The 13,227-nt window shown below is 75.4% G+C and carries 12 protein-coding genes and 4 tRNA genes; 13 read left to right on the forward strand and 3 right to left on the reverse strand.

Going from position 1 to position 13,227, the window contains the following annotated elements; all coding sequences use genetic code 11:
* Window positions 1-22 precede the first annotated feature (22 nt).
* The 3 genes from NPS70_RS22940 to NPS70_RS22950 all read right to left on the reverse strand — a co-directional run bounded on the left by NPS70_RS22940 (window position 23) and on the right by NPS70_RS22950 (window position 1,861).
* A tRNA-Asp gene (locus NPS70_RS22940) sits at window positions 23-97 on the reverse strand.
* 39 nt (window positions 98-136) lie between these two features.
* A tRNA-Glu gene (locus NPS70_RS22945) sits at window positions 137-209 on the reverse strand.
* Window positions 210-289: 80 nt separating this feature from the next.
* Window positions 290-1,861, reverse strand: a complete 1,572-nt coding sequence (locus NPS70_RS22950) for a metallophosphoesterase (protein ID WP_374212044.1) — start codon at window positions 1,859-1,861, stop codon at window positions 290-292.
* Between the two features lie 76 nt (window positions 1,862-1,937).
* Between NPS70_RS22950 and NPS70_RS22955 the strand changes: the two genes are divergently transcribed.
* The 13 genes from NPS70_RS22955 (at window position 1,938) to NPS70_RS23015 (ending at window position 13,182) form a co-directional block, all read left to right on the forward strand.
* Window positions 1,938-2,288, forward strand: coding sequence for a metallopeptidase family protein (locus tag NPS70_RS22955; protein WP_256526257.1), 351 nt, complete (start codon window positions 1,938-1,940; stop codon window positions 2,286-2,288).
* Complete coding sequence (locus NPS70_RS22960) at window positions 2,285-2,812, forward strand: CrcB family protein (RefSeq protein WP_256526258.1); 528 nt, start codon at window positions 2,285-2,287, stop codon at window positions 2,810-2,812. The genes NPS70_RS22955 and NPS70_RS22960 overlap by 4 nt, the downstream gene beginning before the upstream one ends.
* A gap of 103 nt (window positions 2,813-2,915) precedes the next feature.
* A complete protein-coding gene (locus tag NPS70_RS22965) occupies window positions 2,916-3,278 on the forward strand; it encodes a CrcB family protein (RefSeq protein ID WP_256526259.1) in 363 nt (120 codons plus the stop codon).
* Between the two features lie 162 nt (window positions 3,279-3,440).
* Window positions 3,441-4,079 carry a hypothetical protein gene (locus NPS70_RS22970; protein WP_256526291.1) on the forward strand — a complete coding sequence of 213 codons (639 nt, stop codon included), beginning with the start codon at window positions 3,441-3,443 and terminating at the stop codon, window positions 4,077-4,079.
* 242 nt (window positions 4,080-4,321) lie between these two features.
* Complete coding sequence (locus tag NPS70_RS22975; protein ID WP_256526260.1) at window positions 4,322-6,403, forward strand: DEAD/DEAH box helicase; 2,082 nt, start codon at window positions 4,322-4,324, stop codon at window positions 6,401-6,403.
* Between the two features lie 175 nt (window positions 6,404-6,578).
* Window positions 6,579-6,651: transfer RNA gene (locus NPS70_RS22980), tRNA-Lys, on the forward strand.
* Between the two features lie 399 nt (window positions 6,652-7,050).
* On the forward strand, window positions 7,051-7,683 hold the full coding sequence (locus NPS70_RS22985; RefSeq protein ID WP_256526261.1) for a MarC family protein: 633 nt from the start codon (window positions 7,051-7,053) through the stop codon (window positions 7,681-7,683).
* Window positions 7,684-7,837: 154 nt separating this feature from the next.
* The gene (locus NPS70_RS22990) at window positions 7,838-9,106 is read left to right on the forward strand and encodes an ATP-binding protein (RefSeq protein WP_256526262.1); all 1,269 of its coding nucleotides are present in this window, start codon (window positions 7,838-7,840) and stop codon (window positions 9,104-9,106) included.
* A gap of 37 nt (window positions 9,107-9,143) precedes the next feature.
* Complete coding sequence (locus NPS70_RS22995) at window positions 9,144-9,548, forward strand: DUF4440 domain-containing protein (RefSeq protein ID WP_256526263.1); 405 nt, start codon at window positions 9,144-9,146, stop codon at window positions 9,546-9,548.
* A gap of 147 nt (window positions 9,549-9,695) precedes the next feature.
* Window positions 9,696-10,166, forward strand: coding sequence for a nitric oxide-sensing transcriptional repressor NsrR (nsrR, locus tag NPS70_RS23000; protein WP_256526264.1), 471 nt, complete (start codon window positions 9,696-9,698; stop codon window positions 10,164-10,166).
* 87 nt (window positions 10,167-10,253) lie between these two features.
* Window positions 10,254-11,480 carry a globin domain-containing protein gene (locus tag NPS70_RS23005; protein WP_256526265.1) on the forward strand — a complete coding sequence of 409 codons (1,227 nt, stop codon included), beginning with the start codon at window positions 10,254-10,256 and terminating at the stop codon, window positions 11,478-11,480.
* A gap of 205 nt (window positions 11,481-11,685) precedes the next feature.
* Window positions 11,686-11,759: transfer RNA gene (locus NPS70_RS23010), tRNA-Met, on the forward strand.
* Window positions 11,760-11,934: 175 nt separating this feature from the next.
* Window positions 11,935-13,182 carry a PP2C family protein-serine/threonine phosphatase gene (locus NPS70_RS23015; protein WP_256526266.1) on the forward strand — a complete coding sequence of 416 codons (1,248 nt, stop codon included), beginning with the start codon at window positions 11,935-11,937 and terminating at the stop codon, window positions 13,180-13,182.
* The last annotated feature ends 45 nt before the right edge of the window (window positions 13,183-13,227 follow it).

A 13,227-nucleotide genomic window follows, 5' to 3' on the forward strand; every position in this document is an offset into this window, starting at 1 on the left:
GCGGAGCTCCTGCGAGCTCCAGCGGTCCTGACGGGATTTGAACCCGCGGCCTCCACCTTGACAGGGTGGCGAGCACTCCAAACTGCTCCACAGGACCAAGCATTGCGCGAGAACGAGTCTCGCACACGGTGATGCGTGCCCCCAACGGGATTCGAACCCGTGCTACCGCCTTGAAAGGGCGGCGTCCTGGGCCACTAGACGATGAGGGCTAAGGGCCCGCCTGGGCGCTTCGCAGCGCGTCGGGGACGTGAGAAGCATATGGGATGCGGGGAGGTATCGCCAAAACGGTTTACGGAGTGGCCGGGGCGGAGGCGGGCGGGGGCGGCGGCAGCGGCTCCGCCGGTTCCACCAGGTGCCGGCTGACCTCGGCCTTCGTCAGTCCCAGTCCGCCCAGGGTGATCTCGTCCCACGCCTGCAGCCGGCGCTCGGAGCGGTCCAGGTAGAGCACCGAGGCCCGCACCTCCTCGGGGCGCTCGTTCTGCACGGCGCGCAGACCGCCGCCGCCGGTGGACCCCTCGATCCTCAGCCGGGTGCCGTGCTCCAGCACCTCGGTGCGGCGGTGGTGCACATGGCCCGCCAGCACCAGGGGCACGGTGCCGTCGACCTCCGCCGCGGCGACCGGGTTGTGGGCGACGGCGATGTCCACGGGCGTACCCGCCCGCTCCTGGTCGCGCAGGGCCGAGGCCAGCCGGATGCCCGCCATCCGCTCGGCCGGGTCGCCCGCCGCGGCGACCGACCGGTCCGGCGTGAACTGCGGATCGCCCGTGCCCGCGAGGCGCAGCCCCGCCACCGTCACCGCCCGGCCCTCGTCCAGGACGTGCACGTTCCTCATCCGGGACAGGTACGCCTGGGTCGTGCGCGAGTCGTGGTTGCCCCGTACCCAGACGTAGGGCGCGCCGAGGCCGGACGCGGGGTCGAGGAAGCCGTTCTCCGCCGCCGAGCCGTGGTCCATGGTGTCGCCCGAGTCGACGATCACGTCGATGCGGTACTGCCGCACCAGCGACCGGATGATGTGCCAGGCGGCCGGGTTGAGGTGGATGTCGGAGACGTGGAGCACCCGCAGGGTGCCGGGGTCCGGCCGGTACGCGGGCAGGGTGGAGGTGGCGTCGTAGAGCCGGGTGACGTTGGTGACCAGGCGCGCCAGCTCCTTCTGGTAGACGTCGAAGTCGGTGACGATCGAGCGGGCGTCGCCGACCAGTGAGGGGGCGGACGTCAGCAGGCCGGAGTACCGGGGCTCCAGCACGGAGTCCGGGTTCCAGGTCGCCGCCGCCGACGCCGCGGAGGAGGCCAGCAGGGCGAGCGCCAGGCCGCCCGCGGCCAGGGCCCGCCGGGGGCGGCGGAAGACCACGAGCCCCAGCGCCGTCGCACCGGTCACCACCGCGGCACCGGAGCGGAAGGCCAGCTCGCGGGTGCCGTCGCGGATGTCCGCCGACACCGTGTCGCCGAGCCCGGAGAAGAGCCCCGGGTCCTCCACCAGGGCCTGCGCCCGCGCCGGGTCCAGGCGGTCGACGTCCACGTCGAGCCGGACCGGGGCGTGGTGCGAGTCCAGCCGCAGGTCGCCGAGCGGAGCGACGTTGATCCTGGTTCCGCCGGTGAGGGAGGGACGCAGGGTCATGGTGGTGTCCACCGGCCCCACCGGCGTGCGGACGTCGCCCACGACGAGCAGCCCGAGCCAGGCACCGGCCAGGACCACCGCCGCCAGGGCCAGGGCGCGCGCCCACGGCTGCGGCGTGCGGCCGAGCCCTCCGCCGGACGTCCCCACCGGCCGGGTGCGGCGACGCGGCACCCGGAGCGGCCCGGGCCGGCGGCCGGCGCGGTGCGGTTCCGGTGCCCGGTGCGGTTCCGGGGTTCGGCGGGCCATTGCCTGCGTATGCCCTCCGGGCCGCCGGGGCATTCCGGCCCGGTGCGCCGCGGCGGCGGTACGGGACAATGGCCGGGTGCTGGAGATGACGCGCGAGGAGTTCGAGGAACTGGTCGCCGAGGCCCTGGACCGGATCCCTCCGGAGCTGACGCGGCTGATGGACAACGTCGCCGTGTTCGTGGAGGACGAGCCGGCCCCCGGCGACCCCGACCTGCTCGGTCTCTACGAGGGGACTCCGCTCACCGACCGCGGCGAGTGGTACGCGGGGGTCCTGCCGGACCGGATCACGATCTACCGCGGTCCGACGCTGCGCATGTGCGAGAGCCGGGAGGACGTGGTCGCCGAGACCGAGATCACCGTGGTGCACGAGATCGCCCACCACTTCGGGATCGACGACGCCCGGCTCCACGAACTGGGCTACGGATGAGGGGCGGACGCAAGGCGCCGCCGGACGCGCCCGTTCCCCCGGAGGACGGCGTCTGCCCGGCCTCGGCGGTCGACCCGGACGTCGACCTGCGGGTTCCCGCCCAGCGGGCGGAGCTGGCGGGCCGTCACCGGTGGACGGTGCTCTCCGCGATCTCGCTCGGCGGGGCGGTCGGCGCGACGGGCCGCCACGCGGCCTCGGTGCTCTGGCCGGCCTCCGGCGGCGGCTTCCCCTGGGCCCTCCTCGCGGTCAACGCCGTGGGCTGCGCCCTGATCGGCGTGCTGATGGTGCTGGTGGGTGCCGGGGGCAGGGCGTCCCGCCCCCTGGTCCGGCCCTTCCTCGGCGTCGGCGTCCTCGGCGGCTTCACCACCTTCTCCGCCTATGCCGCGGGGGTGGTGGACCTGCTGGAGCACGGCAGCGTGCTGCCCGCCGCCGGATACGCGGCGGGCACCGCGGCGGCGGCGCTCGGCGGGGTGTGGGCCGGTGCGTCCGCCACCCGGGCCTGCCTGGCGGGGGAGCGCCCGTGAGCGGGCCGGGGCGCTGCGCGCGCGCCGGGCGCCTCGGGCGGGGCGGGTCCCTCGCGGCACGCCCCGGGAGCGGGACGAGGGACGCGGACCGGGAGGGGACGGCATGACCTGGCTGCTGGTGGCCGCGGGCGCGGCCGCGGGGGCGCCGCTGCGGTATCTGACGGACCGTGCGGTGCAGTCGCGGCACACCTCCGCCTTCCCCTGGGGCACGTTCACCGCCAACGCGCTCGGCAGCCTGCTGCTCGGGCTGCTGGCCGGGGCGTCGGTCTCCTCGGGCGCGTACGCGCTGCTCGGCACGGGGCTGTGCGGGGCGCTCACGACGTACTCGACGTTCTCCTACGAGACCCTGCGGCTGGCCGAGCAGGGGCGGCCCCTGACGGCGGCCGCCAATGTGGCGGCCTCGGTGGCGGTGGCGGTGGCGTCGGTGTACGCGGGCATGGAGACCGCCCGCCTCCTCGCGGGCTGAGCGTGCGGCACGGGCCCGGAGGCGGTCGCGCCGGGAGGCCGGGGCGGGGGCCCCGGCGCGCACGGGGGCGCCGCCGTGCGCGCGGCGGCCGTGTCCCCGGCGGGGTGCGGGTAGTTGGGCAGGGGGACCCGCGTCCGTCTTTCCTGCCCCGGAGGTGCCCCCGTGCGCCATTTGCCCGCTCCCGGCCGGTCCGCCGCCCTGCTCGCCGCCGTCTTCGCGGTCCTGGCCTCCGCGGGCTGCATGAGCGTGGGCCAGGACGAGGGCGCGCCACCTGCGCCGAGCACCTCCGCCAGCGAGGGGTCCGACGAGGTGCAGGAGGCCGGCGCGGACCGCGGGGCCCCGGGCGGGCAGCTCCCGGCCGGGCACGGAGGGGACCGGCCCGCGGTCGGCGACCGGGACGACGCCGCCGAGGACGAGGACGGCAAGGGCGGCGAGGACGGGGCGGACGAGGACGAGGACGCCGAACCCGGTGAGGCGGGGGCGCCCCCCGTGCCGAGCGGCTCGCCGACGCGGGGTGCCTCGCCGCGTCCCGGCGGGGGGCCGGACAAGCCGGACACCCACCCCTCCGCGACGCCGTCCGGCCCCAGTGCCGAGCCCGGCACGCCGACGCCCGAGCCGCCGTCCGAGCCCCCGCAGGAGCCCGAACCCGAGTCCTCCGAGCCCGCGGAACCCACCGGGCAGCCGTCCGCCTCCTCGGCCCCCGAGGTGCACGGGAGCGCGCTGCGCACCGTCGCGGACGGGGAGCCGGACGCCCGCTTCGGTTCGGAGCCCGCGGCCTCGCCCCAGGCCGGTCCCGCGTGACCGCCGTGCCGCTCACCCGCCCGTGAGGCCGGTGTAACCGGGCTCACGCCGAGGCGGTTTGCCTCGGCGGGGGGAGGGTGCGTATGGTGGTAGATCGTTTGATCCCATTGCCCGGCGCCGAAAAAGAAGCGCGCCGTGTGGCGCGTACTCTCCCTGACCGTGGCTGACCGCATCGAGGCGGTCGAATTGCGAATTCACGGAGTTTGGGCGCGTGCCGTAACTCCGGAAGGTTCGCATTTCGCATGTCCGAATTCTCGACCGATCACGCCGTCATGCCCGCTGACGCCGAGGCGCCCGCCGCCGAGCAGCCGTCCGCGGAGCCGCAGGAGCCCCAGGTGACCTTCGCGGACCTCGGCCTCCCCGAGGGCGTGGTGCGCAAGCTCGCCCAGAACGGCGTGACCGTCCCGTTCCCGATCCAGGCGGCCACCATCCCGGACGCCCTGTCCGGCAAGGACATCCTCGGCCGCGGCCGCACCGGCTCCGGCAAGACCCTCTCCTTCGGCCTGCCGACGCTGGCGGCCCTGGCCGGCGGCCGCACCGAGAAGAAGCGCCCCCGCGCGGTGATCCTCACCCCCACCCGTGAGCTCGCCATGCAGGTGGCGGACGCGCTCCAGCCCTACGGCGACGTCCTCGGCCTGAAGATGAAGGTCGTCTGCGGCGGCACCTCCATGGGCAACCAGATCTACGCCCTGGAGCGCGGCGTCGACCTGCTGGTGGCCACCCCGGGCCGTCTGCGCGACGTCATCAACCGTGGCGCCTGCTCCCTGGAGGACGTGCGGGTCGCCGTCCTCGACGAGGCCGACCAGATGTCCGACCTGGGCTTCCTCCCCGAGGTCACCGAACTGCTCGACCAGGTCCCGTCCGACGGCCAGCGCATGCTGTTCTCCGCGACCATGGAGAACGAGATCTCCACGCTGGTGAAGCGCTACCTCACCGACCCGGTCAGCCACGAGGTCGACAGCGCCCAGGGCAACGTCACGACCATGACCCACCACGTCCTCGTGGTGAAGCCGAAGGACAAGGCGCCCGTCACGGCGGCGATCGCCGCGCGCGAGGGCCGCACCATCATCTTCGTCCGCACCCAGCTGGGCGCCGACCGCATCGCCGAGCAGCTCCGCGACGCCGGGGTGAAGGCCGACGCCCTGCACGGCGGCATGACCCAGGGCGCCCGCACCCGCACCCTCGCCGACTTCAAGGACGGCTACGTCAACGCGCTGGTCGCGACCGACGTCGCCGCGCGCGGCATCCACGTCGACGGCATCGACCTGGTGCTGAACGTGGACCCGGCCGGCGACCACAAGGACTACCTGCACCGCTCCGGCCGCACCGCGCGCGCCGGCCAGTCGGGCACCGTGGTCTCGCTCTCGCTTCCGCACCAGCGGCGCCAGATCTTCCGCCTGATGGAGGACGCGGGCGTCGACGCCTCGCGCCACGTCGTGGGCGGCGCGGGCGCCTTCGACCCGGAGGTCGCCGAGATCACCGGCGCCCGGTCGCTCACCGAGGTGCAGGCCGACTCCGCCAACAACGCCGCCAAGCAGGCCGAGCGCGAGGTCGCCGAGCTGACCCGGCGTCTGGAGCAGGTGCAGCGCCGGGCCGCCGAGCTCCGCGAGGAGGCCGACCGCCTGGTCGCGCGCGCCGCCCGCGAGCGCGGTGACGACCCGGAGGCCGCGATCGCCGAGGTGACCGAGGCCGCCGAGGCCGAGGTGGCGGCTGCCGTGCCGGAGCCGGCCCCCGAGCCCGTGCGCGAGGAGCGCCCCTCCCACGACCGGCGTGACGATCGGGGCAACTTCGAGCGCCGCGACCGGGGCGGGTTCCGCCGTGACGACCGCGGTGGCGACCGGGGCGGGTTCCGCCGTGACGACCGCGGTGGCGACCGCGGCGGCCGGTCCTTCGAGCGCCGCGACGACCGCGGTGGCCGCTCCTTCGACCGTGACCGGTCCTTCGAGCGCCGTGACGACCGCGGTGGCGACCGCGGTGGCCGCTCCTTCGACCGCGACCGCTCGTTCGACCGCCGCGACGACCGCCCCTCGGGCGGCTTCCGCCGGGACGACCGCGGGGGCTTCGAGCGCCGCGACCGGGGCGGGTTCCGCCGCGACGACCGCGGTGGCCGCTCCTTCGAGCGCCGTGACGACCGCCCCTCGGGCCACCGCGGCAGCGACCGCCCCTACAACCGCGACCGCCGTGACGACCGCCCCTCGGGCGGCTTCCGTTCGGGCGGCGACCGCCACGACCGCCCCTACGGCCGTCGTGACGACCACCGCGGCGCCGGCTCCTTCGGCGGCGGCCGCCGCGACGACAAGCCGCGCTGGAAGCGCAACGGCTGACACCGTGTGACCTGAAACCCCGGGCCCGTGGGCCGCTTCTGACGAGCGGTCCGCGGGCCCGGGCCGTTTCCGGGGACGCCCTCCCGGGGCCGGTCGCGGCGGGACGCCCGGACGTGTCGGGATACCCGATCGGTTCCGGGGAGCTCTTTGGCTATGCTCAGGGGTGTCGTGTCGAGGGCCGTTAGCTCAATTGGCAGAGCAGCGGACTTTTAATCCGTTGGTTGTGGGTTCGAGTCCCACACGGCCTACCGGCAGCAGGGGAGGAGAGATCCTCCCGCCTGCGGCAGAGCGCCCCGCGCGGTTCCCACCGGGCGGGGCGCTCCGCCGTTCCGGCGCGCGGGTGGACGCGGGCGTGCCCGCCGGGCCCCTCAGGGGACCGGGGCACCGGGGACGGCCCCCTCCGCGACCGGCCGTGGGCGGTGTCCCGCCCGAGGCCGCCGCCGGCCGCCTCGGCCACCGCCGCCTCCCCGTGCCGGCCCGTCCCTCCGGGGCCCCGGCCGTGCCGGCCTCGTCGACGGTCCCGGCTGCGGCGGGTCGCGGACGCCCCGCGGTGCGGCGACGATGAGGTCGGGGCGCGGCCCGTGCACCGCCGAGTCGGCCTGCGGGACGGGCCCCACACGCTGCCCGACGGCCCGCGGGAGACGTTCATGAGCACCATCGAGCTGACGATCCAGGCGACCATCGCGGTGTTGCTGCTGGTCGATCCCTTCCTGCGCGGCGTCTTCTTCCGGATGCTGACCGAGGACGAGCCCGAGCGGCGGCGCGAGTACGTCGGCCGGATCATGCTGACGATCGCCGTCACCCTGGGCGGGGCCGCCCTGGTCGGCCGGGAGCTGCTCGACCTGGTCGGCATCGACCTCGGGGCCTTCGGCATCGCCGGCGGGCTGGTGCTCGCCCTGATGGGGTTCGAGATGCTCTTCGGAGGGGAGCCGACCCGTGCGCAGGGCGGGGCCCGGGCACACGAGGAGCCGCAGCGGAGGTCGGCCGAGGACTCGATCGTCGTGCCGTACGCCATCCCCTTCATGGCGGGCCCGGGCGCCATCACCTCGGTGATCACCATCGCCTCCGCGGGGGACGGACTCTCGGGCACGGTCGCCGCGCTCATCGCGGTCGGCGTGACGGTGGCACTGATCCCGCTCGGGCACCTGTACCTGGCCGACCGGATGAACTTCTCCCACCAGACCATGGCCCTGATGACGCGCTTCGGCGGCCTGTTCGTCGCCACGATCGGCATCCAGCTCATGCTCGGCGGCGTCCGCACGTACTTCGGCATCGGCTGACCGCGACCGGCCCTGACGGCACCTCACCGCCCGGTGCCCGGCCCCGGCCACCGGGCGCGGCGGGGGCGTGGCGCGGCGGTGCCGCGCGCGCCCGGTCGTCGGGGAGCCTGCCCCGGCCGACGATGGGAGTACGCCCGTCGACAGGGAGGCGCTCATGACCGGCTGGCTCATCAGGGACTATGCCCAGGACGACCTGGAGGGGCTGATCCGGGTCGACGCCGAGAGCGGGACGACCGGGGAGCCGCCGCTGTTCCCGCTGTCCGACGCGGTGGCCGCCCTCCAGGGCGGGCACCCTGCGGTGGTGGCTGTGGCGGACGACGTGGTCGTGGGGGCGGCCGTGGGGCGGGTCGAGCACGACCGGGCGTGGATCCTGCGGATCTGCATGCTGCCCAGCTGGCGGCACATGGGCATGGGCAGTGCGCTGGTCACGGCCCTGGAGCACCGGTTCTTCGCGGGCGGGGTGCGCTCGGTGCACGTCGCGCTGCCGGAGGAGGAGACGGGCGCCGCCGCCCTGCGCAACTGCGGTTTCGAGGCGCGGTCCGGGCTGGTCGTCTTCGAGAAGCGGGGACCGGTGACCCCGCGGGCGATCAGCATGCTCTCGGCGCTCGGCGCGGAGCTGCCTCCCGGGGGGCTGTGGGGGAAGGTCGCCGGGATGCAGCGGGAGAAGCGGCTGATCGAGCGGCGGCTGGTGCTCCCGCTCGCGCACCCGGAGATGGCGTCCCAGCACGGGGTGGAGCCGCCGCGCGCGGTGATGCTCTTCGGGCCGCCCGGGACGGGCAAGAGCACCTTCGCCCACGCCATCGCGAGCCGTCTCGGCTGGCCGTTCCTGGAGCTGTTCCCGGCGCGGCTGGCAGCCGAGTACGGGCTGGCCGCCGGTCTGAGCCGGCGGTTCGACGAGATCGCGCAGCTCGACCACGTCCTGGTCTTCATCGACGAGGTGGAGGAGGTCGCCGCCGCGCGCAGCGGTGCGGACGCGACGGGGGTCGGCGTCGTCAACGAGCTGCTCAAGGCCATCGTGCGGTTCCGCAGCCAGGACGGGCGGCTGCTGGTCTGCGCCACCAACAGCGTCACCGCGCTGGATCCGGCCTTCCTGCGCCACGGCCGCTTCGACTACGTCCTGCCCATCGGTCCGCCCGACGAGAGCGCCCGGTCCGCCCTGTGGGGGAGCTACCTGGCGCGCGCCGGGACTGAGGCGGACGTCTCCGCGCTCGCCGCCGCCAGCGAGGGCTTCACCCCCGCCGACATCGCCCATGTGGCGCGGATGGTCTCCCAGGCCCAGTTCGAGCGCACCTACGACACCGGGGCCCGCTCCCGGCCGACCACCGAGGACTACCTGGCCGCCATCCGCGAGACCCATCCCACGGTGAGCCGGGGCATGGTGGAGGAGTTCGCGGAGCAGAGCGCGGTCTTCGCCCGCACCTGAACGGCGGCCCGGGCGCACCGCCCGGGACAATGGCGCGATGGAGGACACGACGGGGCCGGGCCCCGGGGACGAGGCCGTGGCGCGGGCCGTCGCGGGGGAGCTGCGGCTGATGGAGCCCGCGGTGCGCGCCTCGCGCGCCGCTGCGGCGGAGCTGCTGGATCCGGAGTTCGTCGAGGTGGGGGCGTCGGGTCGGCGGTGGACGTACGCCGAGATGCTCGACGCGCTGCCCGGGATGGCGGGCGCCGACGGGGAGGGGCCGCGCCACCGGCCGTCCGCGGTGGCCGGGGTGCTGCTGGCGCCGGGGCTGGTGCACCTCACCTACGAGACGGAGGCCGGCGGACGCCGGGTGCGGCGGAGTTCGCTGTGGCGGGCCGAGGGCGGTACCGGCCCCCTGCGGCTGCTGTACCACCAGGGCACGCCGGTTCCCGACGGCGCCGGGTGAGTCCTGCCGGGCGGGGCGGCCGCGGGACGGGCGCCCGGGAGGCCGGGGCGGCCGGGCGGGGGCGCCGGGGGCCGGGCCGCGGAGGCGTGCGGTGTCCGCCGGGACCCTGAATAGGAGTCCTGGATGCATGTTTGCTAGCGTCCTCGTATGCGGCTGACCAAGTTCACCGATCTCGCCCTCCGTGCCGTGATGCGGCTCGCCGTCGTGCGCGAGGGCTCGCCCGTCTCGACCACCCGCGAGGTGGCCGAGGCGATGAACGTGCCGTACGCGCACATGGCGAAGGCGGTCGCCCGGCTCCAGCACCTCGGCGTGGTGGAGGCCCGGCGCGGGCGGGGCGGCGGTCTGGCGCTCAGCGCCCTCGGTCGCAGGGCCTCGGTCGGGTGGCTGGTCAGAGAGCTGGAGGGTGAGGAGGAGGTCGTCACCTGCGAGGGTGACGCCCCGTGTCCGCTGCGGGGCGCATGCCGTCTGCGGCGTGCGCTGCGGGAGGCCCAGGAGGCGTTCTACGCCAGCCTCGACCCGCTGACCGTCGGGGACGTCGTCGCTTCGCCCACGGGTCCGGTCCTGGTCGGCCTGACCGGGGTGCGGGGAGGGGAGGCCGGAGTCCCCCGGCCCGGATGACCGGCCGGTGCGCGGTGGTGGTGTGCCTGGCCTCTGCCCGCAAGCGTCAGCGAAAATGCGAAGATCTTTAACCAATTAGGAGTCCCTGTGCTGTCCGACCAGTCCGCGCCCGTCGTCCGCGCCACGCTCCCGGCCGTCGGTGCCGCGATCGGCGAGATCGCCGACCGCTTCTACGAGCGGCTCTTCGCCGACCGGCCCGAGCTGCTGCGCGACCTGTTCAACCGCGGCAACCAGGCCAACGGCGAGCAGCGCCGCGCCCTCGCCGGGTCCATCGCCGCCTTCGCCACGATGCTGGTGCAGCGGCCCGACGAGCGGCCGGACGCCCTGCTCGCCCGGATCGCCGGCAAGCACGCCTCCCTCGGGGTCACCTCCGACCAGTACAAGCTCGTCCAGCGGCACCTCTTCGCGGCCATCGCCGAGGTGCTGGGCGACGCGGTGACCCCCGAGGTGGCCGACGCCTGGGACGAGGTGTACTGGCTGATGGCGGGTGCCCTGATCGCCCGGGAGGCCCGCCTCTACCAGGAGGCAGGGGTGCCCGAGGGCGAGGTGTGGCAGCGCATGGTGGTGGAGGAGCGCCACCGGGAGACGCCCGACGTGGTCTCGTTCACCCTGCGCCACGCCGACGGCCGCCCGGCCGGGGCCTTCCGGCCCGGGCAGTACGTCAGCGTGCAGGTCCCGCTGCCCGACGGCGCACGGCAGATACGCCAGTACAGCCTCTCGGCGGCCCCCGGCGGATCCACCTGGCGGATCAGCGTCAAGAGGGTGCGCGGCGGCGCGGCGCCCGAAGGCGAGGTGTCGGCGTGGCTGCACGAGCACCTGCGGCCCGGCGGTGAGCTGACCGTCTCGCTGCCCTTCGGCGACCTGGTGCTGCCTCCCGGGGACGGTCCCGTCGCGCTGGTCTCGGCCGGTATCGGCGGCACGCCGATGCTCTCGGTGCTCGGCCACCTGGCGGAGACGGGGCGCGACCGCGAGGTCCTCGTCGCCCACGCCGACCGGAGCCCGTCCGACCACGCCCACCGCGAAGAGCTCCTGCGGCTGGCGTCGGCGCACCCCCGCGCCGCCGTCCGCCTCTGGTACGAGGAGCCCGGGCGGCAGGGGACCGAGGAGCAGGGGACCGGCGGCCGCCCGGTGGCGGTCGCGTCCGGGCCGATGAACGCCGGGGCGCTGGAGCTGCCCGAGGGGGTCACCGTGCTGCTCTGCGGCCCGCTGCCCTTCATGCGCGCGGTGCGCGGGGACCTGCTGCGCCGGGGCGTCCCGGCCCGGCGGATCCAGTACGAGGTCTTCGGTCCGGACCTGTGGCTGGGTCTGGAGTGACGCCCGTCCGGTTCCGCCCGGTGCGCTCCGGCGGCTGACGCGGAGCCCCGGGCGGGACTCCGGCCCTCCCGGCACGCACCCCCGCACGGCGGCGTACCCGGCACGTTCCGCCCGGCGGACCGGGCCGGGCCGGGGCCCGCGGAGCGCCCGCCCGGGAAACGTGGTCGGAACCGCCCCGCGGATGGCGTATGGTTGTGTTCACCGACGCGGGGTGGAGCAGCTCGGTAGCTCGCTGGGCTCATAACCCAGAGGTCGCAGGTTCAAATCCTGTCCCCGCTACTGAAGGCCGAGGCCCGGTGATCATAGCGATCACCGGGCCTTCGCCATGCGCCCCTCCGGTCCGGTGGTTCGCCCGGCGGGCATGCGGCAAGTCGCCGCCGCGCCGATCCGCACGCAGCATGGGAAGAGCGCGGCACCGGTCCGCGGCCGTGGACCAAGCGGCAGGAGATCAGCTGTGGGGCGAGAGCAGGGCGCCGGCTACCGGCCTCCGTGGTTCCTGCGCCTGCTGCCTGCCGCCACACTGCTGGCGGGCGTCGCGCTCGACGCACTCACCCCGCCGCGGTTCACGGCCGTCTCGTTCTACGCCGCCGCACCGCTGATCGCCGCCGCCATCGCCTCCTGGGTGGTGACCCTCCTCACGGGGATCGGGGCGATCCTGGCCACCGGCGCGCTGCACTACTACGACGACAACATCACCGAGGCGACCGCCTTCACCGAGACGAGCACCGTGGTCACGGTCTCCGCCGTGGCCCTGGTGATCAACAGGGTGGTGCGGCGCAGCGGTGAGCGGCTGGCCTCCGCCCGGGTGGTCGCCGAGGCCGCCCAGCGCGCCGTGCTGCCCACGCCCCAGGACCGGATAGCCGGGCTCCACATCGCCGCACGCTACGAGGCGGCGCAGGCGGAGGCGTTCATCGGGGGCGACCTCTTCGCCGTCCAGGACACCCCGCACGGGATCCGGCTGATCGTGGGGGACGTGCGGGGCAAGGGCATGGGCGCGGTGGAGTCGGTCGCCGTGCTCATCGGCACGTTCCGGGAGGCGGCCGAGCAGGAGGGCACGCTGGAGCAGGTGGCCGAGCGCCTGGAGCGGGCGCTGCGGCGCGAGGGGGTGCGCCGTGCCGGTCTCGACGCGGTGGAGGGGTTCACCACGGCCGTGCTGGGCGAGATCCCGCACCCGGACGGCGGGGGCGGGGCCCACGGCCCGCCGGCGCGGAAGGGCCCGGGCGGCGGCGTGCCCGGCACCGTCAGGCTGCTCAACCGCGGGCACCCGGACCCGCTGCTGCTCCACGCGGACGGCCGGCTGGACGTGCTGCCGCCCGCGCAGGCCGCGCTGCCGCTGGGGATGGGGGATCTCGGCGGCTGGCCGGACCGCCCGGAGTCGTTCCCGTTGCCCGCCGGGTCCACGCTGCTGCTCTACACGGACGGGCTGTCGGAGGCGCGCGACGGCCGCGGGGTGTTCTACGACCCGGTGGAGCGGCTGAGCGGGCGGATCTTCGCGGAGCCGGACGACCTGCTGGACGCGCTCGTGGCGGACGTTCGGCGCTACACGGGCGGGGGGTCGAGCGACGACATGGCCCTGCTGGCCGTCCAGCGTCCGGCGGCCGGGCAGCCGGAGCGCAGGCGTACGGTTCCGGTCGTCCGCGGTGACCGGAAGGAGTCGGTCAGGGGAGCCGGGAGGCGTGCCGACCGAGAGCACCGTGCGTAGTCGGAAGGTACCCCTCCGCATAACAACTGACGAACAGTCAGAAAA

Source organism: Streptomyces sp. C10-9-1 (assembly GCF_024497955.1).
In the GTDB taxonomy this organism is placed as follows: domain Bacteria; phylum Actinomycetota; class Actinomycetes; order Streptomycetales; family Streptomycetaceae; genus Streptomyces; species Streptomyces sanyensis.